The following is a 21299-nucleotide window of genomic DNA, read 5'->3' on the forward strand; positions in this document are numbered from 1 at the left end:
GTCTTTATGAGCGCGCTTTTCGTTAACTACCTGAGCGCCTGGAATGGGCGCTGCTTTGCCACCCTACTACGCCGATACTAAAGTCACCCAAACATGCTCATAAGCGATAGATAGCGCGACGCCCATCAACAGCACCGCCATTATCTGATTAAAGCGTTTAAAGAAGGCGGGGTTGTCAATTCGGTTACCGACCAGGCTACCTATCCACATGTAGCTTCCGGGGGCGCCTGCGGCCAGTAGCGCTAATCCCATCGACCAAACCACCAAGCTAGGCCCTTGAATGCCCGCAGCGGGAAACTGCAGTGTGGCGATGGGGAGTGTCGCCACAATTCCTTTGGGGTTCAGCAATTGCAGAATGAGGCCGTCACGATAGCGAAGGGTGAGTGGCGAGCTGGATACGGCATTAACGTTAACGCACGCTCTCGCAATGTGTATGGCCAGATAAATAATATAACCACAGCCGATAATGCTTACTGCGATGAGCAGGCGTCCATCAATCCACGCAGCACCTGCCCAGCCGAAGAGTAAAAACAGTAATAGCATCGCCGTGCCCACGCCCAGGCAGAAACCCAGAGACGTTTTTGCCTGCCCATTAACGCCTGCATTTAACCCCATCAGGTTCACAGGCCCAGGCGAATACATGATGCCCACGGCATAAGCGATAATAGCTAACATAAAAGCTCTCTGGTTAGTCGTTAAGATGGTGCTGGTATTGGTGGGGAGTAAGGCCATAAATACGCTTAAAGCGACGGTTAAAATGGCTAAGGTCGGTAAAGCCGTAGCGAAACGTCACCTCGCTAAGCGGTGCGCCTTTTTCAAGTGCGCTGCACGCCGCATTAACCCGGCAGTTGATGACGTACTGATAGGGCGTGATACCCAACTGCTGACGAAACAGCCGCAAGAAATGAAACTTGGAAAGGTGCGCCGCTTGGCTAATCGCTTCAAGCGAGAGATCGGTGTCCAGGTGTGCGTGGATATACTCTTTGGCCAAGCCGAGAAGTGCATCGGGCCTGCTAGAGGTATGCCCAGGCTGGTAAGCACCACCTAGTTGGGTGATTCGTTCGACAACTTGATAGAGCGCGTTTTCCTGGTCGATCTGGCTGCCGGTTGATGTGGTAATCAATCGGGCAACGTTGGTTATCCGCTCGCGTAGTGCCATGTCTTGCACCAGCGTACTGTCGAATCGAAAGTGGGATGCTGTTTCCTGCCCCAGGGCGTCGTCAAATAGGGCCTTAACTTGAGCGGGGTGAACGTACAGCATGACGTAGTCGAGCGTGCGGTCGCCGCCTGGTTGGCCGTCGTGAACGTCATCCGGGTTAAAGATAATCACATTACCCGGTGGGCTACGGTGATATTGCCCACCGCTGAAAAAGTCCTGACGACCTGACAGCGTCACCCCAAAGGCGTACTCCTCATGCGCATGAGGGTCATAGCGAAAATCGAACATCGCTGCCTGTAGCGTTTTCAGCGTGGGGATGTGCTGGCTTTTAGTGAACTGAAAGCGGCTTGCCGATTTTCCCATTGCTAAGCCTCCGTCTATCCAAATGTCATTGCGCTAGTTTAGCGCTCACGTGTTAGCGCAGCTTGTACAAAATTGCGCTTTATAAGTGTCGGTTGCTCCTTTCGTGCCTGCTTATTCTCCTCCCGCTACCCTCATGCCGTGTTGTCTGATAATTTCAGACGTATCTACTAAGCCTTCGTTAAAAGGATAGCTGCCTATGTTGACCGGCCTGAGTGCATTTCCATTAACGCCCATGAATGAGCAGGGGATTCATGAAGACGAATTTTCCGGTTTAGTGGAACGCTTGGCCAAGGCGCAGGTGAACTCTATCGGCGTGCTGGGCTCAACCGGTAGCTATGCGTATCTCAACCGAGAGGAGCGGGCGCGCGTTACTCAACTGGCGATAGAAAGCGCGGGCGATATACCCGTGATTATCGGCATTGGTGCAATGCGCACACGCGATGTGCTAACGCTGGCCGAAGATGCTCAGAAAGTGGGCGCTAGCGGCGTGTTGCTGGCGCCCGTTTCCTATCAAACGCTGGCCGATGACGAAGTGTTCAGCCACTATGAAACGGTCTGCCGTTCATTAAGCGTGCCGCTGTGTGTGTACGATAATCCGGGCACAACGCACTTTACATTCAGCGATGAGCTGCATGGGCGTATTGCCCAGCTGCCTCAGGTCCGCTCGATCAAGATTCCACCGGTCAGCATGAATCCCAACGCCGCTCGCGAGCGGGTTGATCGGTTGCGTGCTTTGATTCCGGAAGATGTCACCTTGGGGATAAGTGGCGACGTCGTCGCGGCCACCGGCCTAACGGCGGGGTGCGATAGTTGGTATTCCGTGCTGGGCGGGTTATTTCCTGAAACGGCGCTGGCGATAACGCGATCAGCCCAGGCGGGTGACTTTAAAACGGCGCTGAGGCTTTCTGATCAGCTAGAACCTTTCTGGGCGCTGTACCGTGAATACGGAGGAAGCTTACGGGTTATCGCCACCGCCGCCGAGATCCTTGGCAAGGTCAGCACGCCTTGCTTGCCGCTGCCGCTAAACACGTTCCAAGGCAGTCAGCGCGCAAGAGTCGAGCAGGTGATTGAAGAGCTCGAACTACGTTAGGCGGGAATACATTAAACAAAAGGACGTTAAGCGAAAAGCATAAAAACGCTCGGTAAACGCCGGGCAAATGTGCATTGAGCACATTACTCGATAAGCTCAATCAACCGATCCGGGTAGTCGGTAAACAAGCCGTTTACGCCCCAGTCGATTAACTGCTGCATGTGATCGGTATCGTTCACCGTGTAGATGTGTACCGCCAAGCCGTTATCCTGAGCCTGGCGAATGAACGCTTCGTCGATCACCTGCTCGCCTTCATAACGGTAATTCGACCCTAAGCCTACTGCGTAGTCGGCCACGGCTTGAAAGTGCTCGTCGGTGATGTCCTGCGCTCCGGGCGTGGTACCTCTCCACTCAGCCAGACGTTCACTGTCCTCTTGGCTGGGGGAGTACCACACCAGCTGAATCAGTGGGATATCGTCGTTCAGTTCGTGAATCTTGAGCAGGCTCTCCTGCTCAAACGACTGAACCAGCACGCGCCCGGTGTCGATCATATCAAACGCTTCCAGGCGCTTAACAAGCGCCGCTTCAACGCCTGGGTTCAACTGGGGCGACTTGGTTTCCAGGTAGTAGCGGGCGTTTTGACCAAAACGGCTGAAGACTTCTTCAAGCGTTAATATCTCGGCACCCATAAACGCTTCATCCGCTAGGTCAGGGTAAGCGTCGTTAAACCAGGCTCCCGCATCCAGGTCCTTGAGTTCGGCAAGCGTATGATCGTTGATGCGGCCTTCGCCGTTGCTGGTGCGCTCAAGGGTATCGTCGTGAAAGGCTACTAATTCGCCATCGGCGGTCATCTGAATATCCAGTTCCAGATAGTCCGCTCCCCATTCATGGGCCAACTCCAGTGCCGCCATGCTGCTTTCCGGGACATGGCCGCTTGCGCCGCGATGCGCAATCACCTGAAACGACGCTAGATCTTTTAGCTGTTGCTCCAGTGGAGACGTTTCTGCTAATGCAGCCGAGGTGGTAACAGCAGCGAAAAGACCTAATGACACGGCAGTAAATAACGAAGCAGGACGCATAAACGTTCCTTTTAGTGAATGTTCTGCTCGTTACCCTACTTCGTTTACTACTCCACTCCAAATGATGCTGCATTAAACATCGTGGTCTACATCAAGCGTTAGGTAGCTGGCGTGCCAACGTCAGTGCCGTTTTGTGCCAAGTGCTTAACCAGCACATCCGCCTCGCGAGGGTGGGTAAGGCGCACGATACGAATATGACGATAACGAGCGTCAATCAAATCGGCAAAGTAACGCCGCTGGTTCGAGCGCCAATTGGTCAGCATCCACCAGAGAATCGAGTCGCGGCTCATAAAGGTCTTGCGAAACGATTCATGGTTGCCGGTTCCCGGCCAGAGTTCTTTGCGGCTAGCGATACGCCTAATCGCGCGGCAGAGGGATTGGCGGAAAACGCGCCAAAAACCGTAATCCAGCCAGATGATCATATCGACATCACGCCACTTGATATCACGGGTACGGTTAAAGTTGCCATCCAGCACCCAGCCATCTGGGGCTGCGCTTAAAGCGGCTTCCAGCTTGGCGAAAAACTCATCATCCGGCGTGCCTTGCCAGTCAGCGCGCCAGAAAAGCGGGTCAAGCTGAATATGGGGAATGCCCAGAACATGGGATAATTGATGGGAGAGCGTGCTTTTACCGCTGCTGCTGCCCACAACGTTGATTTTCATGATGAAGCCCTGTTCAAGCGGCGCGCTAGTTTACGTAGTAGAGAGCGTTGGACAAACCTGCATCGCTTTTGGTATCCCGCTCATTGTAAGGTATACGTTGTCGGTCGTTTGATGAATATGGCGACGCGAATGAGGTAAATAAGAGCGAAAACGTAAGGCAATACGCTATTACCTTACATTATTACCTCTCTTCAATTAACAAGGAGCGCAGCGTGGATACGTTGACTTGGCTGACCTATGTGGGCGTCATCTTTGCCTTGATTATTTTTCCAGGGCCGGTGGCGCTGCTTTGTACAAGCCACGGGCTCAAGTTTGGCCGAAAGCACACGACCGCGACCGTGATGGGCGGCGCCTTGTCTTCATTGGTCCTGATGATGGTTTCCTCGCTGGGGTTGGGCGCCATTCTGGCCGCTTCGGAAAATGCCTTTTATATCCTGAAACTGGTCGGTGGGGCTTATCTGATCTACTTGGGTATCGCGGCCTGGCGGGATTCCTCAGGGATCGATATTCAGAGCCCTTCAGCCGCTGGCAATCAGCGTATACCGATGAAAACCCTCTTTCGGCGTGGCTTTATGGTAGGCATCAGCAATCCCAAGGATTTGCTGTTCTTCGCCGCGCTCTTTCCCAACTTTATCGATGTGAGCCAGCCGCAGTTGATTCAGTTCGTGATTCTGGCCGTGACCTGGCTGGTGATCGATTTTACCCTGATGTCGACCTATGCAGGGCTGGGCTCCAGCATTAGCCGCTGGTTTCAAAGCCCACGCCGCTATAAGCGCTTCAATCGTGCCACCGGCGGCCTGTTTATCGCCGCCGGGGGAGCGTTAATGGCGTCCAACCAGTAAAGAGGCGTTATTAATCCTGCCGCTTATACATTGACGCCCTTCATACCTTCTGCGGTATAGCGATCACCGACGACCGGCAGGCGCTCGGTGGCCGCTTCCAGCTGCTGCTGTTCCTCGGTGGTCAGCGTAACCTTCGTAGCGGCTGCATTCTCCTCAAGGTAGCGCAGCTGTTTAGTGCCGGGGATAGGCACAATGCTAGCGTCTTTAGATAGCAGCCAAGCTAGTGACAGCTGGGCGGGCGTGCAGCCTTTTTGCGTGGCCAGCTCAGCGACCACATCCGCCAATCGACGGTTAGCGTCTAAGGCTATTTCACTAAAACGCGGCAGGTTAGGGCGAAAATCCCCTTCGCTGAAATCCGCTGACGCCTGAAATCTGCCGGTTAAAAAGCCTCGGCCAAGCGGCGAATAGGGCACAAAGCCAACCCCCAATTCATTACACGCAGGCAGTACTGTTTGTTCAACGTCGCGGGTCCAGAGTGAATATTCGGTTTGTACGGCGCTAATCGGGTGAACCGTATGCGCCCGGCGTAGCGTTTCCGCGCTAACCTCACACAGCCCAATACGCGCAATCTTGCCTGCTTTAACCAGCTGCACTAAACCTTCCATTGTCTCTTCAACGGGTTCATCGGGATTAAGGCGGTGGACATAATAAAGGTCAATTTGCTCAACACCCAGCCGCCGTAACGATGCCTCGCAGGCGGTACGGGCGTAGTCGGCACTGTTGTTCAAGCTGCGCTTATATTCACCGGGGTTGCGCACAATGCCAAACTTGGTTGCGATTTGAATTCTGGCTGACTGGCTTGCTAGAAAGCGACCTAGCAACTCCTCATTATGGTGTGGCCCGTACATATCCGCGGTATCGAAGAAATCGATACCCAGCTCTACGGCGCGTGCAAGTACCCGCAGCGATTCACTGTCATCACGAGGGCCGTAGAATTCGCTCATGCCCATGCAGCCTAAGCCAATGGCAGAAACAGACAGGTCAGTACCCAGCGTGTGTTTTTCCATGGTGTTTCTCCTTAAGTCGCCAATAGGTAGTTATTGAGTAATAGAAAGACAGCGTGGCACTATCCATTAATGAAAAAAACGAACGATATAGGTAAAGAGATTTCCGATTTTGAAAACACATGCCGCGTGGCTGGGTGTGGGACGATACGCGTACTTTTTTAGCGGTAGCCCGCCACGGCACGCTAAGCGTCGCAGCAGCGGAGCTACATTTAGGCATCGCTACGCTTTCCCGGCGTATCGAACGGCTTGAGCAAGCGCTGAAGTTGCCGCTTTTTGTACGCCAGCAGTCGGGCTATCAGCTAACCGAAGAGGGGCTGGGCTAATCGAAAAGGCTGAAGCGCTGGAAGCCGCAGCGGCTGCGTTCACCACCGGGGGTTTCCAACAGGCACAGATGGTCGGGCGGGTGCGCTTGGCCACGGCTGAAAACCTGGCCACCGAGCTTATTCTGCCAGCGTTACCCGAGTTTCGAAGGCTCCACCCGGGCATTACGCTGGAACTTGTCACGGATATCACCACCGTTAACCTGCACCGCCGCGATGCTGATTTGGCCATCCGAATGGTCAAACCCGAACGTGGCCATGTTACGCTTCGCCGACTCGGCACATTGGGCTACGGGCTTTACGGTAGCGTTGATTACGCCGCGCAGCGTAAGTCCAGCCCCGATGCTGGCGACTATGATTCCGATGCCTTTATCACTTGGGGCGAAATGCAATCACACCTGCCTGCCGCGCAGTGGAGCGAGCGAATTTTGCAGGGGCGGGAGCCTGCTTTAACTACCACCTCGGTATCGACCCAAGTAGCAGCCGCCAGAGCCGGGCTTGGATTGGCTGTACTGCCTCATTTTGTAGCGCTGAATGCTGGGCTTGTTTGTGTGACTTCAGCGCTTGGTGTTGATCAGCCTATTTACCTTGTTATCCAAACTGACGTGACTCAATCAGGCCGAATTCGTGCCGTAGCAGATTTTATGGCTGATCTGGTTACCAGGAATCGCACACGCTTGAGTGGATCATAGCCATGGCGAGTGCTTATGGTTAGCACATGGTCATGAAACACATCCACAACGTCTGGAGCCAGGTCATCCCTCTCTGGAAAAGCGAGAATGTTAGTCTCGAAAGCGTTATGGCGGCCTGGAATGACACCGGCCCATTTGATGCAACGGGCTCCTGTTTCAGGCAATGGCGTTGCTTTTTTGCATGCACGGTTATAGCCGTTAAAAACTCATATTTAAAATAAGAATATAAAATAGTTTTTTTATGCTTTTTTGTAAATTATGAATGCTCTAATATAGCCACCCTTTTACGCCGGGCCACAGGCAGGGCCTGCGTGGGCCCGTTAGCGATTGATAGGGAAGCCACCATGGGTGAGCAAATGAGCGAGCAACAGGGCGCGCACTTCAAGCGCAGCATGCAGACGCGCCACTTAGTGATGCTCTCGTTAGGGGGCGTGATTGGGACCGGGCTGTTTTTAAGCTCCGGCTATACCGTGCAGCAGGCAGGGCCGATTGGGGCCGTGCTGGCCTATCTGGTGGGTGGCATTGTTGCCTGGTTGGTGATGATGTGTCTGGGAGAGCTGGCGGTACATATGCCGGATTCCGGTGCCTTCAGCGCCCACGCCAGCCGCTATATCGGCCCTGGTACCGGCTATATGGTGGCTTGGATGTATTGGCTCACCTGGACGGTGGCGCTGGGGTCGGAGTTTACCGCGGCGGCGGTGTTTATGGGACGCTGGTTTCCCGATATCCCCGGCTGGTACTGGAGCGGGCTGTTCGCAGCTATTGTGTTTGGCGTGAATGCGTTTACCTCACGCTTCTTTGCCGAGTCCGAGTTCTGGCTGTCGTTGATCAAGGTAATTGCGGTGGTGGTGTTTGTGATCGTCGGGGCAGGCGCGATTATTGGCTGGGTGCCGCTGCAGGACTCAAGCGGCGCCGCGGTAGCATCGCCCGGACTTTCGGCCTTTTGGGGCGAGGGCGCCATGTCGCCGAGCCTGTTGGCCATCGGTACTACGTTACTGGCGGTGATGTTTGCGTTTTCCGGCACGGAGCTTATTGGCATTGCCGCCGGGGAAACCGTGGACCCGGCGCGCAATGTGCCCAAGGCGATCCGCGCCACGCTGTGGCGGCTGATTCTCTTTTTTGTGGGTACCATCATCGTGATTGCGGCATTGCTGCCCCAAAGCCAGGCTGGGCTTAGCCAAAGCCCCTTCGTCGCGGTATTCCAGCGCTTGGGCGTGCCCGGGGCGGCGGACATCATGAACTTCGTGATCATCACCGCGCTGCTGTCGGCGGCCAACTCCGGGCTTTATGCCTCATCACGCATGCTTTGGACGCTTTCAGATCAAGGCACTTTGCCCAAGTCGCTGGGTCGGCTTAACAAGCGCGGCATCCCGATGAATGCACTGCTGCTCAGCATGATCGGTGGCTTCGGCGCGCTGTTTTCAAGCGTCTACGCACCGGAAACGGTCTACCTGGTACTGGTCTCGATTTCTGGCTTGGCCGTGGTAGTAGTGTGGATGGCGATTGCGCTCAGTCAGCTCAACTTCCGCCGCCAGTATCTGCGCGAAGGCGGGCGGCTTGAAGACCTGGTCTACCGCACGCCGTTCTACCCTTGGGTGCCGCTGGTCGCATTTGCGGCCTGTTTGGCGGCGTGCATCGGCATTGCGTTTGATCCGCAGCAGCGCGTGGCGCTCTACTTCGGGGTGCCGTTCATTGGCCTGTGTTACCTGGTGCATTTTCTGCACCATCGTAAGGCCGTTCAATCCCCTGCCCACCTGAATACCGCCGCTGAGGAGAAAAGAGTATGAGTGAATCAAATCCGATCAAGGCCCTGCTGGCGGACGCACCCTTTATGGTCATCGACGGGGCGCTTGCCACTGAGCTGGAAGCGCTAGGCTGCGATCTCAACGATAGCCTGTGGTCGGCGCGCCTGCTGGCCCAAGCGCCGGAGAAGATTCGCCAGGTGCATCAGGCGTATTTCGAAGCCGGTGCCGACTGCGCCATTACCGCCAGCTACCAGGCCACGGTGCCTGGTTTTATGCAGGCGGGAATGACCGCCCAGCAGGCGCGGGAGCTGATTCAGCGGTCGGTCACGTTGGCGCAGCAGGCCCGCGATGCGGTGTGGCAGCCGGGGCAAACCGACCGCCCCAAGCCGCTGGTGGCCGCATCCGTTGGCCCCTATGGCGCTTATCTAGCAGATGGCAGCGAGTACCGCGGCGGCTATGATCTGGATCGTGCCGGGCTGGTTGAGTTTCATCGCGAGCGTTTTGAGCTGCTGCTGGCCTCGGGCGCTGATCTGCTGGCAGCAGAAACCTTGCCCTCATTAGAGGAGGCGCTGGCAATCACTGATCTGTTGGCTGAACACCCCGGCGCCCAAGCCTGGATTACCTTCTCGGCCAAGGATGGTGAACATATCAGCGATGGAACACCCATTGAGGCGTGTGCCGCAGCGCTGGCCAACTGCCCTGGCGTGGCAGCTATCGGCGTAAACTGCACCGCGCTTGCGCATATCGAGTCATTGGTCGCGGCGATCAAGCGCCAGTGCGACCTGCCTGTGTTGGTGTACCCCAACTCGGGCGAGCTGTATAACGCGGTGACCAAAACCTGGCACTCGGCACCTTGTGATCATACCGCCACAGGTCCTTCTGGCTTGGTTCAAGGGGTGGAGCAGTGGTTGGCAGCAGGAGCTGCGGGTATCGGTGGCTGCTGCCGTACAACACCTGATGATATTCGGGCACTGGCCCAGTGGCGGCAGTCGCTTTAGTTGGCCAGGGGGCTGGGCTTTTCCCGCGTTAAGAGCTTGAAGCGCCCAACTCCCGCTTAAGCCACTCGGCCAACTGCTCACTACGCTGGCGGTTGTGGTGGCGGGGTAGCCAGAGGCAGAGCTTGGCGGGGGTTTTGATAAATCCCCAGGGAGCGGTGAGTCGTCCGCTTTTCAGGTCATCTTCGACCAGCAGTTTTGGCGCAATGGCCACGCCTAAGCCCGCCACGGCGGCTTCGATTAAATAGTAGAGATGATCAAACCCCTGGCCTTGGCGTAAGGCCTCTTCAAGGTGCGCAAGCTCAAGCCCCTGGGCGCTGCCCCACTGCGGCCAAGCTTGGGGGCGTGAGGCGGTGTGTAAAAGCTTGCCGGAAAACAGTGTATCCGGCTGTGCTGGATCGAGTGTTGCTTCCAAGCGGGGACTTGCCACGGCGCAAATCTGCTCGGCCATCAGTTCTACGACATCTACCTCGGCGGGCCAGGGCGGCTCGGAAAAGGTCAGGGTGGCGCTGATATTATCCTGCTTGGCGGGCAGTTCACTTTCGCTCACTACGACCTGCAATTTGAGCTGGGGCAGATCGCGTTGAAGGCGATCCAGCCTGGGAATCAACCAGCGCGCCAGCAGGCTGCCGGGGCAGGCGAGGGTAAAGGGCGCTTCTTCTACATCACGCTTGAGATCCGCGCAACTATCGCGCAAGCGGGTAAACGCCTCGCCAATGCCATGATAAAGCCGTTCACCGTGGTGAGTTAGCTCAATGCCACGGCCCGCTTTGGCAAACAGCGCCACGCCGAAATGTTCATCCAGGCTACGCAGCTGGCGACTAACGGCACCGTGGGTCACGCTTAGCTCATCGGCCGCGGCCGTCACGCTGCCTAGCCGGGCGGTGGCCTCAAAGGCGCGCAGGGCGCTTAAGGGGGGCATGCTCTGTTGCATTGAATGTTGACTCCAGCTCACATATTGATGACATCTTATCGATTTTTATCCCCGCCTGCTTGCGCTACTTTCAATGCAACTGTTACTCCGCTTTGAGAGGTCATCATGAACCAACCTGCGATCCAGCCTGATATTAACGGCCTGTTTGGCCAATTCGGCGGCCGTTTTGTTGCCGAAACGCTGATGCCGCTGATTCTTGAGCTGCAAGCCGAATACGACGCTGCTAAAGACGACCCCGAATTCCAGCGCCAGCTCGCCTACTTTCAAAGCGACTACGTAGGGCGCCCCAACCCGCTCTATTTTGCCGAGCGGCTGACCGAGCACTTTGGCGGCGCAAAGATTTATCTCAAGCGTGAAGAGCTAAACCATACCGGCGCGCACAAGATTAATAACTGCATCGGCCAGGTGCTGCTGGCCAAGCGCATGGGCAAAAAGCGCATCATCGCTGAAACCGGCGCCGGTATGCACGGCGTAGCCACCGCTACGGTAGCGGCGCGGTTTGGTTTGCCCTGTGTGATCTACATGGGCTCTACGGATATCGAACGCCAGCAGCCCAACGTATTTCGCATGAAGCTGCTGGGCGCTGAAGTTATCCCGGTCACTTCCGGCACCGGTACGTTGAAAGATGCTATGAACGAAGCGCTGCGCGACTGGGTCACCAACGTGGATGATACTTTCTACATCATCGGCACTGTGGCCGGGCCGCACCCGTATCCCGCCATGGTGCGCGACTTCCAGGCGGTGATTGGCAACGAAACTCGCGCGCAAATGCAGGAGAAAGAGGGCCGCCTGCCGGATTCTCTGGTGGCCTGTATTGGCGGCGGCTCCAACGCTATGGGGCTGTTCCACCCGTTTTTGAACGATGCCTCGGTCGAGATGATTGGCGTTGAAGCGGGCGGCAAGGGCGTTGAGAGCGGCCAGCATGCGGCAAGCCTCAACGGCGGCGCGCCGGGCGTACTTCACGGCAACCGCACTTACCTGCTGCAGGATGAGGACGGCCAGATTATCGATGCCCATTCGATTTCGGCAGGCCTGGATTACCCCGGCATCGGCCCAGAACACGCGTGGTTGCACGAGCAGGGTCGCGTTGAGTACGTGTCGGCTACCGACGATGAAGCGCTTGAAGCCTTCCAAACCTGCTGTCGTCTGGAAGGGATTATCCCCGCCCTTGAAACCGCCCACGCATTGGCCGAAGTCGCCAAGCGGGCGCCGAATCTACCCAGCGACCACCTGATGGTGGTCAACCTGAGCGGGCGCGGTGACAAAGACATGATGAGCGTGGCCCACTACCTGGGAGAAAAATTCAAATGAGCGCATCTGTTCAAAAGAGCGCATCTGTTAAAAAGAGCGAATCTATTCACCAGAGCGCACATAAGGAGACTGTTATGAATCCCAACTCGCGTCTTGCAGCACGCTTTGCCGCGCTCAAAACCGAAAACCGCCCGGCGCTGGTGAGCTATGTCACTGCGGGCGACCCGGACATGGCGACATCGCAACGCATTCTTGAGGGCCTGCCCGCTGCCGGTGTGGACGTGATTGAGCTGGGCATGCCGTTTAGCGACCCCATGGCCGATGGCCCCGCGATCCAAAAAGCCGCGCTGCGCGCCCTAAAAGCAGGCCAGACCCAAGCTAAAACGCTGGAGATGGTGCGTACCTTTCGCGAAAAAGACACCACCACGCCCATCGTGCTGATGGGTTACTACAACCCCATTTACCGCTATGGCGTAGAGCGCTTCTTAACCGATGCCGCTAGCGCCGGCGTAGATGGCCTGATTGTGGTCGACCTGCCCCCAGAGCACGACGACGAGCTTTGCCAGCCAGCCGCCCAGCACGGTATCGACTTTATCCGCCTGGCCACGCCCACCACGGACACCAAGCGCCTACCCAAAGTGCTGGGTAACGCGTCCGGGTTTATCTACTACGTTTCGGTGGCAGGCGTTACCGGCGGCAGCGCACCCACGCCCGAAAAACTTGAGCGCTCGGTGAGTCAACTACGCGAACACACTCAGCTTCCCATTGCCGTTGGCTTTGGTATTCGCACGCCCGAACAGGCCGCGATTATTGGCCGGTTCAGCGATGCGGTAGTGGTTGGCTCCGCGTTGGTAGATTGCATCGAGAATGCAGCGTCGCCCGATGATGCTGTCAACGGAGTACATGCCCTTGCCAGCGCACTGGCCGACAGTGTGAGGGAATGTCGCGAGGTGCAAGTGAGCTAATCGGTGTGATATAGCAAACACATATCATGAGCAGGCCGTCGTGCCTGCTCTAATAATGTGCCGACCTGTTACCGTTCTAATAACGGATTAGCAATGTAAAATTCGCCCTATAAACCGTGATGGGTTAATAAAAAATATTGTTTTGGTTGCCTACTGAATATTTTCTTGCTGAAGTGAACAAAATATTCTGATTTGAGGCGCTTTGAGATGAAACCTGTAGGCTATGCGTACCTTCATGAGCACTTAGCCTTAGGGGTATGCCCACCCGTGTGTCCTGCGCGGATACGCCCAGTTACACGCATTATGTCTATGGAGCAAGAGATAGCAGTACCTGCTGGCCGCGCACCAGAAGCCTCGCTACTTGCTCATCTGCTTTTCGCACTGAAACACGAGGGTATTGACCTTGCTACACTTGCCGACACCTCTTTCGGTCGCCATATAGCGTTATGAAGCAGAATATCTAGCCGCATTGGAAGCGTTTTCAAAGCCCGCTCGAGAGCACTGGCGAGTCAGTTGGTTAGATGCCGACCAATATGACTTTAAATACAAGGGGCTGGACGCTCTTTACCGCTTTTGGGACGCGACAGAGGCGGTGGCATTTACACTGAAAATGGCAAAAGTAGCTTTAGAGGATGAGCTAAAAGCCGAAACTCGCTACTTGGCGTGTTTTGATCGTGTTTACGCTGCTATAGACGCAACTTACGATATTCGTGGTAGCGATTTGGCACGTCTGGTCATGATGTGCTTGAGTAATGAGGGACGTCTCTCTAACAATCGTCGTAAACAGTATCGCTATCAAGTACCTGATGGGGTACTTGATGCTATCGAAGCAGAAGCGCAAAGCGTACTTGAAGCGTTCGAAAATAGTGATGCAGCTACCTGATTAAACGTCATCAGCAAACGTTTAAGAACGCCCAAGCCTCAAGCCAGTTAGAAAGTAGCTAAACGATGCCGCCATTGGCGCGCAGGGTTTGGCCGTTAACCCAGCCGCCTTCAGGCGAGGCGAGAAAAGCCACGACGCTTGCGATATCGTCCGGTTGGCCGAGCCGCTCTAATGGCGGCATCTTGGCCATACGCTCGACCAGTTCGTCAGACTTACCCTCAAGAAACAGATCTGTCGCGGTAGGGCCGGGCGCCACGGCATTGACGGTGATCGAGCGGCCACGTAACTCTTTGGCAAGAATCGCGGTTAAGGTCTCAATGGCGGCTTTGGTGGCGGCGTAGACCGCGTAGGTTTCAAGTTTCAACCCGACAACGCTGGTCGATAGGTTGATGATCCGGCCACCGTCGCTCAGGCGGTTGGCCGCTTCGCGCATGGTATTGATCGAGCCTTTCAGATTGATATCAATCTGAGCATCCACCGCATGCGCCTCCATCTGCGCAAGCGGGGCAAGTTTCATGATGCCTGCGTTATTGACCAGCACATCAATACGGCCCCACTGCGTTTCAAGGGTGTCAAAAAGCTGATGCACCGCATGGGCATCGGCGATATCAGCTTGAATAGCCTGCGCTTTACCACCCGCCGACTCAATCTCTTGAACCACGTTGTCAGCGGTTTCTGCATTGCCTGCGTAATTGACGATCACCGTAAAGCCATCGCGCGCCAGCTGTTTGGAAATAGCCGCCCCAATCCCCCGGGAACCACCTGTTACAAGCGCAATTTTCTGTTCTGCCATCGTTGTTCTCCTTCTGCGTAGGGAATCGGTGGATACCTGACGTATGCAGCATAAAAGACATAGCGTGCTCTATAATCAGGCTTAACCTGTCATCACTATTCGGAAACCGTGAACAATGGACCGACTTGATACGATGCACGCGTTTACGCGCATCGTCGAAAGGCGAAGCTTTACTCACGCCGCGCAAGACCTGGGCGCTTCCCGCTCAACGCTAACTGAAGCCATCAAAACATTGGAGGCACGCCTTGGCGTAAGGCTGTTGCAACGTACCACGCGCTCGGTGCACCCAACGCGGGATGGCGACGCTTACTATCACCGCTGTTTGAGTATTTTGGCCCAGGTTGAGGACGCGGAAGGCGCGCTAATGAATGCCAAGCCCAAAGGCGTGCTGCGGGTAGACGTTCACGGCACGCTAGCCCGCCATTTTATATTGCCGAAGCTCCCCGAGTTTCTTAACACCTACCCAGGTTTGGAGCTTCACATGAGCGAGGGGGATCGCCTGGTGGATCTGGTAGGCGAGGGCATCGACTGCGCCTTGCGCGTCGGAACCCCCCAGGACAGCGATATGCACTCCCGGCGAATCACCACACTTGATGAAGTCACGGTCGCCTCGTCCGGATACTTGGCCAAGTACGGAACGCCGCATTCCGTGGCCGAGCTTGGCGGGCACACGATGGTGGGCTTTCACTCCAGCCGTGCAGGTCAGGTGCTGTCTCTTGAGTTCACTAATGGCGGAAAAGTTGAATATGTAACATTGCCCGCCAACGTGACCACGAGTGCGGCAGAAAGCTATTACGCGGCCGCACGACTAGGGCTCGGCATCATTCAGGTGCCCCGTTACCATGCAGAGGATGATCTACGAACCGGCCAGTTGGTCGAAGTCCTGCCCGCCAATCCACCCACAGGATCACCCGTTTCCATCCTGTACCCAAGCAACCGCCAGTTATCCCCCCGCGTGCGGGTATTTATCGACTGGGTGGTCAGCGTGTTTAATAAAGGTGATGAGCTTGCCAAGCTTGTGGAAGAGCGCCGAGGTGAAAAAGATAAAGCGGTGACGGTGTCGCTGGATAATCTATAAACTATGGGGCTGCCTGAATCTATGGTTGTACCTGTTGGGATAAGCGTTTGCCTATTTGTTTCTGCTTCTTATATCAGGTCGTTTGATAATCCCCGAGCTATTACACGAGCTATCACACCATGCTGATGGAAGATGATGGCATTGCCATGGTGGCAACTACCCAATTTCTTAATCAGGAGGATGTAATGGGAAAGCTTATTTCACTGATTGTACTGGTCGCGCTGGGTTATACCGGCGTGTACTTCTATTACGGCCATGCGGTAGAACAGGCGATTCAGCAACAGCTGGATAACCGTGGCCTTTCTGCGGTTAGCGTTGATAACGTTGAGTACGGCGTGCTGGCGCCCATTAGCAACTCTGCGAATCTTACGGTCAGCGTTACTTACCGCGGCGCCCAAGCGGAGCTGGATCTAACCGTGGAAGGCCACCCCGTGTTTTCTGATGAGGTAAGCGTTCAGTTTGATGGCCTGCAAGCGCTACGGTTGGGCATTGGTTTGGGGATGTAGTAACGCTTCAACGTGACAAGGCAAGAGGGCATCCGTCTAAGCACTTTCGTTACGATCCAGCCTTTCAAAGCGGACCGGCACAGGCGGTGTAACGGTCCGACTTCAATTCTGGCACTCCGTATGTAGGCGGATTGGCATATCCTATTTGAATAGCACCTTGTAAACGCATTGAGACGCGTAGCGACATATGCTCTTGGCTATTCACTTGTGAAAGATAAGGGAAACCATGTACCCGGTATCTATAAAAGGGGTATTACTTCTGCCCGCCAACAAGGTCGTACTGGCGCTTAACGACCGCGATGAGTGGGAGCTGCCTGGCGGGCGTATCGAGATAGGCGAAGTATCGTCAGAGTGCCTGGAGCGGGAGTTCGAGGAAGAGCTCGCTGTGAAAGTCATTGGTCAGGAAATTATCGATAGTTACCTGTTTGAAGTCATTCCCCAAAAGCATGTATTCATCGTCACCTATGGCTGCCATCTTGTGGGCGACTTCAACCCGACGGTGAGCCACGAACATTCTCGAATTGATACCTTTCCGGTTGATAACTTGCCCCATAACTTACCTGCAGGGTATGCCCAGTCGATTAATGCATGGTGCGCCATGCAGGGCAGCCTACCCCTAGTCGATAGTCACGTCTGATCAATGACAATATCGATAACCGACCGCTGAACACGTTTACTCCGCGCTGAGAGATGAACATGCACTACCCATCATGGCGGGTGGAACGTACAGGGTTAGCTAGTGAACGCCGCTAAAAGTACACAAGCCATGCATTATTAGCGATGGTGCACCGCAAGCGAGTCCTCCGGTGCTTCATGCCGGTCATTCAAACCGTAATCCCGGATGATGGCCGCAACGCGAAGCCGGTAGTCGGCAAAGATTTCCTGTCGGCCTGCTTTCTGAATGGAACGGTGAGGTTCGAACGTCCGCCACTGCTTGACGGCTTCTTCGTCCCGCCAGAAGGAGAGCGACAGGATTTTGCCTGGGTGGGTAAGGCTCTCAAAGCGCTCAATCGAAATAAAACCGTCGATATCTTTTAAATGCGGGGCCAGCGTGCTGGCGGCGTCCAGGTAGTCATCTTTGCGGTCCTTATGGGGTAGCACTTCGAATATCACGGCAATCATAAAGCACTCCATGCATCTGTCGGTGCAATACCCAGCGTGCCATCTACTGCTTCAACGAAGCTGCGTTCCTCCTTGAGGATAAAGCGTTGCGCCTGCGCCATGACAAAGTTCGCTTGCCCGCCTTCGTCAGAATTTAGCCGTAAACGGTAGGCTTCATAGGCGGCCAGGCTATCGAAAGCCACAAGGCCCCAGGCCACGTTGTTTGATCCTTCATGGGGAAGAAAATAGCCGATGAGGTGGCCGCCGCAGCGGGGAATAATCTGGCCCCAGTTTTCGGCGTACTCCTTGAAGGCGCTACGTTGGAAGGGATCAATCTCGTAGCGAATCACACAGGTAATCGTCATGGGGGATCTCCTCTGGTTTGAAAGGACAATACCGCGTTGTCGGCCTCTAATGGTTCGACTAGAATCGAATCATGAGTGAAGGCCCCAACATCGTGCGCGTCGCAGCGCTTATCGGAGATAACGCTAGGGCAGAGGTTCTCTCTGCCCTGATGTCAGGCCGTGCGTACACTGCCACTGAACTGGCAGATACGGCTGGGGTAACCAAGCAGACCATCAGTTTTCATCTTGGCAAGCTGCTGGAGGCTGCGCTGATTACGGTCGAAAAGCAGGGCCGCCATCGCTATTTCATGCTGGCCGGGCCAGAAGTGGCTAGCCTGCTTGAATCGCTGATGGGTCTCGCATTTAAAAACGAAGACGGTTCCCGCTTTACCGGCCCCCGTGATCCCGCACTTCGTAAGGCGCGTATCTGTTACGACCACTTGGCCGGGGAATTAGGCGTATGTGTGTATGAGCAGATGCTTCAAAATGGCATCTTTCAGCAGCACTCAGGAGGGCTGGACCTCACTGAGCATGGTCGAGCATGGTTTCTTCGATTGGGTATTGATACCGATGCACTGGCGTCTTCAAAACGTCCATTGTGTAGAACATGCCTCGACTGGAGCGAGCGCAGGCATCACCTGGCAGGCGCGCTTGGCAGTGCGCTGCTTACCCGTATTCAGGAACGGGGGTGGGCGAAGCAAGAGAAGGATTCCCGCGTGATTGCGTTCAGCGCTTCAGGCGAGAAAGCGCTGTGGGCAATGCTCCCACCTCAAAGTACGCTATCGGTTTCCGGCCAGACATTTACCTCTCAGCGGTCTGTGGACATCGAAAACATTCAAACGATACAACATACATAGTCCAACTGTACTTTTTGAGGCCTCGCCTAATGCACTACCGCCCCATAACGATTGAAGATTACGACGCCGCCGTAGCGCTGTGGCTGAGCACGGAAGGCGTGCGGTTACGCGATGCGGATTCCCGCGAAGGCGTTGCCCGCTATTTGCAGCGTAACTCCGGTTTAAGCTTTGTGGCGGAAGCAGAGGGAAGCGTAGTGGGCACGATTATGAGCGGCCATGATAGCCACCGGGGCTTTATTCAACACCTGGCGGTCGCGGCTTCACACCGCAACATAGGCGTCGGCTCACAGCTGGTGGCGCTCTGCCTGGAAGCGCTTAAAAATGAAGGCATCCAAAAATCCCACTTGATGATTCTGGTTGAAAACGAAGCCGGTAAACGCTTCTGGAGCAACCTGGGTTGGGAGTTTCGTACCGATATCGCGCTCTACTCATTTATCAACGGCGCCGGGCCGAACGCCTAGAACTCTGAATGCCTTGGCTTGGCCGAGTATGGGTAGCCAAATTTGTTGCAACCATTCAGAGATGGCGCGCTATCGTCGCTAAGCCACAAGAACAATGAGCGCAAACATCATACGGATGGCATAAGCTTGATGTTTCAAGTCATCACGATAAAGGATGCACCGTGAACAATGACGAATTAAAAGCTTTATTTGATCAACAAGCATCAAACTATGATCAGCAGTGGGCAAAACTATCACCCATTACCAACGGGCTCTATTTCCTGCTGGAGTCCGTTTTTGCAGACTTGCCTGAGAATGCCAGAATCCTTTGCGTAGGCGTGGGAACAGGCAGAGAGCTGATCTATCTAGCCAAGAAGTTTCCCGGCTGGCGCTTCATCGCTGTAGACCCTTCGGGCGCTATGTTAGATGCGTGCCGCGAAGCTGCCAATAAAGAGAATATCGCATTGCGCTGCACCTTCCATGAAGGGTACGTAGAGTCACTTCCCGATGATACTACCCATGATGGCGCTACCTGCTTTTTAGTCTCCCAGTTTATGGTGGATAAAGCCGCCCGCGCAGCATTCTTTCAGCAGATTGCTAACAGGCTCAAGCCTGGCGGCGTTTTGGCAAATGCTGACCTGGCGTTTGATAAAGAGTCTGGGGGCTTTGACGCCATTCTGAAAGTGTGGATGACGGTTATGTCAGGAAGCGGCGTTCCAGCGGAAGCCATCAACAAAGTCAAAGCTGCCTATGAAAAAGACGTGGCGATTCTCCCACCTGACACCGTTGCCTCGATTATTCAGTCAGGCGGTTTTACACGCCCAGTGCCATTCTTTCAGGCTGGGTTAATTCACGCCTGGTTTACGAAGCGGGAATAGGCGCGTTCAGCCTGCTAATAACAAAAATATTTTCAGTATTGCACTGAACCATGCTTTTTATAGAAGGCGTCGCACTATATAGACGCAGCTTTTTACAATGAACTTCAACGTCTACAGGAACACATTTATGTCTGATGCACAGAACGCCGTGAACATTGTCAGCAACTTCCTGGAAGCCTCTATGGCACCTGACCCAGAGCTTGCGGCCACCTATATGGCCCCCGATGTCGTTATCATCTTCACCGGTGGCCGCGCCATGGAAACCCCGCACGCCATTACCCACTTTAATGCTGGACGTTATGCGTGGGTTAAAAAAGCGCTAGGGCAGTTTGACTGGACGGTTCACGAGGATCACATCGTTGTCTACTCCAACGGTACGTTATACGGAGAATGGCCAGATGGACGTCCTTTTGCAGGCAACCGTTATTTGGACCGGTATGAAGTGCGTGAGGGTAAAATTACACGCATGGATGTATGGAACGACAGTGCAGAGTGGATATTAACGCCTGAGCTTAACCGACAGTCTTAATCAGCAGCGTGTGCGGAGCTGGGCATGGTTTTTGAAACAACTGCTCATTTAATTATCAGATAGACAAGTAAAGCTATACCGACGGGTTGTTAGTGCATGACTGCAAAAATACCCGGATAGGAAAATGCCAGTCAGACTTAACGGACTGGCATTACCGCCTTGGCGGGATTATGCGTGAAAGCGAGACGCTGAAAGTGGGGATGATCCCACCGAATTACACAAACAAATTACTCGGCACCGATTTCATCGAGCCCGGCACGGGCGCAAGACGCGTCGATATCGCCCGATGGTGCACCACCTACACCAATACCGCCGACCAGCTCACCATTGATTCGTATCGGCAGACCACCCGCCTGAACCACCATCCTGGCATCCATGTTGTGCATCCCATCATTCCCCGGATTGCCACCGATAAATCCGGCCAGGCCAGCCGTGTCACGCCCCATGCTGGCCGAAGTGAAGGCCTTGCCTATGCTACTGTTGATGGTATGCGGCCCAGCATTATCGGCGCGTAACAGCACTTTCGTTTCACCGCTACGAGCAGCGATAGCAACGCTGACATTGTGGCCTTCGGCAGAGCAGGCATCCAACGCAGTCTGCGCAGCAGCGAGGCTCATGTCGAGCGGCAAATAAGGCGCTGTTGGTAGATCTTGCGCCATAACGGAAACAGGAGCCATCAACACGGCAGCCAAAGTAAGATTACGAATCATTTTACGTCCTCGGTAAAATTAATATTCATATTGATGCTCTTAACCTATAGCAATGTTTAATAAATATTCAAAGTTTAAATTACTTTGTAGTGCTCTCAAGAGCGCCTATACAGGCTGAACGTGTCAGCGGGCGTAC

At 54.8% G+C, this 21299-nt stretch carries 26 protein-coding genes; 16 read left to right on the forward strand and 10 right to left on the reverse strand.

Annotated features, from left to right (window positions below; all coding sequences use genetic code 11):
* Positions 1-66: 66 nt before the first annotated feature.
* Together CZ787_RS17860 and CZ787_RS17865 are read right to left on the reverse strand one after the other, a co-directional pair.
* Entirely contained in the window at positions 67-675 is a 609-nt protein-coding gene (locus tag CZ787_RS17860; RefSeq protein ID WP_087111775.1) for a LysE family translocator, read from the reverse strand.
* Positions 676-688: 13 nt separating this feature from the next.
* The gene (locus CZ787_RS17865) at positions 689-1522 is read right to left on the reverse strand and encodes an AraC family transcriptional regulator (RefSeq protein WP_087111777.1); all 834 of its coding nucleotides are present in this window, start codon (positions 1520-1522) and stop codon (positions 689-691) included.
* A gap of 196 nt (positions 1523-1718) precedes the next feature.
* Here CZ787_RS17865 and CZ787_RS17870 point away from each other — a divergent pair, with 196 nt between their 5' ends.
* Complete coding sequence (locus CZ787_RS17870) at positions 1719-2612, forward strand: dihydrodipicolinate synthase family protein (protein WP_087111779.1); 894 nt, start codon at positions 1719-1721, stop codon at positions 2610-2612.
* A gap of 83 nt (positions 2613-2695) precedes the next feature.
* Here CZ787_RS17870 and CZ787_RS17875 read toward each other — a convergent pair whose 3' ends face one another.
* Complete coding sequence (locus CZ787_RS17875; protein ID WP_087111781.1) at positions 2696-3631, reverse strand: glycerophosphodiester phosphodiesterase; 936 nt, start codon at positions 3629-3631, stop codon at positions 2696-2698.
* 98 nt (positions 3632-3729) lie between these two features.
* The gene (locus CZ787_RS17880) at positions 3730-4293 is read right to left on the reverse strand and encodes an adenylate kinase (RefSeq protein ID WP_087111783.1); all 564 of its coding nucleotides are present in this window, start codon (positions 4291-4293) and stop codon (positions 3730-3732) included.
* A gap of 212 nt (positions 4294-4505) precedes the next feature.
* On the opposite strand from CZ787_RS17880, the gene CZ787_RS17885 reads away from it, so the two are divergent.
* Positions 4506-5135 (forward strand): LysE family translocator, encoded by a 630-nt coding sequence (locus tag CZ787_RS17885; RefSeq protein ID WP_087111786.1) that lies wholly within the window; start codon positions 4506-4508, stop codon positions 5133-5135.
* A gap of 23 nt (positions 5136-5158) precedes the next feature.
* On the opposite strand, the gene CZ787_RS17890 is transcribed toward CZ787_RS17885, so the two are convergent.
* Complete coding sequence (locus CZ787_RS17890; protein ID WP_087111788.1) at positions 5159-6142, reverse strand: aldo/keto reductase; 984 nt, start codon at positions 6140-6142, stop codon at positions 5159-5161.
* Positions 6143-6261: 119 nt separating this feature from the next.
* Here CZ787_RS17890 and CZ787_RS19175 point away from each other — a divergent pair, with 119 nt between their 5' ends.
* The 4 genes from CZ787_RS19175 (at position 6262) to mmuM (ending at position 9897) form a co-directional block, all read left to right on the forward strand.
* Positions 6262-6465 carry a helix-turn-helix domain-containing protein gene (locus CZ787_RS19175; protein ID WP_254908659.1) on the forward strand — a complete coding sequence of 68 codons (204 nt, stop codon included), beginning with the start codon at positions 6262-6264 and terminating at the stop codon, positions 6463-6465.
* Between the two features lie 86 nt (positions 6466-6551).
* Positions 6552-7154: a LysR substrate-binding domain-containing protein gene (locus CZ787_RS17895; protein ID WP_254908660.1), complete on the forward strand. Its 603-nt coding sequence runs from the start codon at positions 6552-6554 to the stop codon at positions 7152-7154.
* A gap of 344 nt (positions 7155-7498) precedes the next feature.
* Positions 7499-8941, forward strand: a complete 1443-nt coding sequence (locus CZ787_RS17900; protein WP_087111790.1) for an amino acid permease — start codon at positions 7499-7501, stop codon at positions 8939-8941.
* Positions 8938-9897 (forward strand): homocysteine S-methyltransferase, encoded by a 960-nt coding sequence (mmuM, locus tag CZ787_RS17905; RefSeq protein WP_087111792.1) that lies wholly within the window; start codon positions 8938-8940, stop codon positions 9895-9897. Before CZ787_RS17900 ends, mmuM begins: the two co-directional genes overlap by 4 nt.
* Before the next feature lie 28 nt (positions 9898-9925).
* Here mmuM and CZ787_RS17910 read toward each other — a convergent pair whose 3' ends face one another.
* On the reverse strand, positions 9926-10828 hold the full coding sequence (locus CZ787_RS17910; RefSeq protein ID WP_087111794.1) for a LysR family transcriptional regulator: 903 nt from the start codon (positions 10826-10828) through the stop codon (positions 9926-9928).
* Between the two features lie 105 nt (positions 10829-10933).
* On the opposite strand from CZ787_RS17910, the gene trpB reads away from it, so the two are divergent.
* From trpB to CZ787_RS17930, 3 genes are all read left to right on the forward strand, one after another.
* Positions 10934-12139, forward strand: coding sequence for a tryptophan synthase subunit beta (gene trpB, locus CZ787_RS17915; RefSeq protein WP_087111796.1), 1206 nt, complete (start codon positions 10934-10936; stop codon positions 12137-12139).
* A gap of 74 nt (positions 12140-12213) precedes the next feature.
* Complete coding sequence (trpA, locus tag CZ787_RS17920; protein WP_087111798.1) at positions 12214-13044, forward strand: tryptophan synthase subunit alpha; 831 nt, start codon at positions 12214-12216, stop codon at positions 13042-13044.
* Positions 13045-13513: 469 nt separating this feature from the next.
* The gene (locus CZ787_RS17930; protein ID WP_087111802.1) at positions 13514-13927 is read left to right on the forward strand and encodes a hypothetical protein; all 414 of its coding nucleotides are present in this window, start codon (positions 13514-13516) and stop codon (positions 13925-13927) included.
* A 58-nt stretch (positions 13928-13985) separates the two neighbouring features.
* Here CZ787_RS17930 and CZ787_RS17935 read toward each other — a convergent pair whose 3' ends face one another.
* Complete coding sequence (locus tag CZ787_RS17935) at positions 13986-14720, reverse strand: SDR family oxidoreductase (protein ID WP_087111804.1); 735 nt, start codon at positions 14718-14720, stop codon at positions 13986-13988.
* A 115-nt stretch (positions 14721-14835) separates the two neighbouring features.
* Here CZ787_RS17935 and CZ787_RS17940 point away from each other — a divergent pair, with 115 nt between their 5' ends.
* The 3 genes from CZ787_RS17940 (at position 14836) to CZ787_RS17950 (ending at position 16941) form a co-directional block, all read left to right on the forward strand.
* A complete protein-coding gene (locus CZ787_RS17940) occupies positions 14836-15798 on the forward strand; it encodes a LysR family transcriptional regulator (RefSeq protein ID WP_087111806.1) in 963 nt (320 codons plus the stop codon).
* A 185-nt stretch (positions 15799-15983) separates the two neighbouring features.
* Positions 15984-16304, forward strand: coding sequence for a hypothetical protein (locus CZ787_RS17945; protein ID WP_087111859.1), 321 nt, complete (start codon positions 15984-15986; stop codon positions 16302-16304).
* Between the two features lie 226 nt (positions 16305-16530).
* Complete coding sequence (locus tag CZ787_RS17950) at positions 16531-16941, forward strand: NUDIX domain-containing protein (RefSeq protein ID WP_087111808.1); 411 nt, start codon at positions 16531-16533, stop codon at positions 16939-16941.
* A gap of 137 nt (positions 16942-17078) precedes the next feature.
* Here CZ787_RS17950 and CZ787_RS17955 read toward each other — a convergent pair whose 3' ends face one another.
* Positions 17079-17426: an antibiotic biosynthesis monooxygenase family protein gene (locus CZ787_RS17955; protein ID WP_087111810.1), complete on the reverse strand. Its 348-nt coding sequence runs from the start codon at positions 17424-17426 to the stop codon at positions 17079-17081.
* Positions 17423-17770 (reverse strand): NIPSNAP family protein, encoded by a 348-nt coding sequence (locus tag CZ787_RS17960; protein ID WP_087111812.1) that lies wholly within the window; start codon positions 17768-17770, stop codon positions 17423-17425. The genes CZ787_RS17955 and CZ787_RS17960 overlap by 4 nt, the downstream gene beginning before the upstream one ends.
* A gap of 71 nt (positions 17771-17841) precedes the next feature.
* Between CZ787_RS17960 and CZ787_RS17965 the strand changes: the two genes are divergently transcribed.
* From CZ787_RS17965 to CZ787_RS17980, 4 genes are all read left to right on the forward strand, one after another.
* A complete protein-coding gene (locus tag CZ787_RS17965) occupies positions 17842-18606 on the forward strand; it encodes an ArsR/SmtB family transcription factor (protein WP_087111814.1) in 765 nt (254 codons plus the stop codon).
* Positions 18607-18635: 29 nt separating this feature from the next.
* Positions 18636-19067: a GNAT family N-acetyltransferase gene (locus CZ787_RS17970; RefSeq protein ID WP_087111816.1), complete on the forward strand. Its 432-nt coding sequence runs from the start codon at positions 18636-18638 to the stop codon at positions 19065-19067.
* Between the two features lie 161 nt (positions 19068-19228).
* The gene (locus CZ787_RS17975) at positions 19229-19924 is read left to right on the forward strand and encodes a class I SAM-dependent methyltransferase (RefSeq protein ID WP_087111818.1); all 696 of its coding nucleotides are present in this window, start codon (positions 19229-19231) and stop codon (positions 19922-19924) included.
* A gap of 127 nt (positions 19925-20051) precedes the next feature.
* Positions 20052-20453 carry a nuclear transport factor 2 family protein gene (locus CZ787_RS17980; RefSeq protein ID WP_087111820.1) on the forward strand — a complete coding sequence of 134 codons (402 nt, stop codon included), beginning with the start codon at positions 20052-20054 and terminating at the stop codon, positions 20451-20453.
* Positions 20454-20680: 227 nt separating this feature from the next.
* Here the strand turns inward: CZ787_RS17980 and CZ787_RS17985 are convergent, their stop codons facing one another.
* The gene (locus CZ787_RS17985) at positions 20681-21163 is read right to left on the reverse strand and encodes a GlcG/HbpS family heme-binding protein (protein ID WP_087111822.1); all 483 of its coding nucleotides are present in this window, start codon (positions 21161-21163) and stop codon (positions 20681-20683) included.
* Positions 21164-21299 lie beyond the last annotated feature (136 nt).

Origin of the sequence: Halomonas citrativorans, assembly GCF_900163645.1 — a bacterium.
Lineage (GTDB): Bacteria > Pseudomonadota > Gammaproteobacteria > Pseudomonadales > Halomonadaceae > Vreelandella > Vreelandella citrativorans.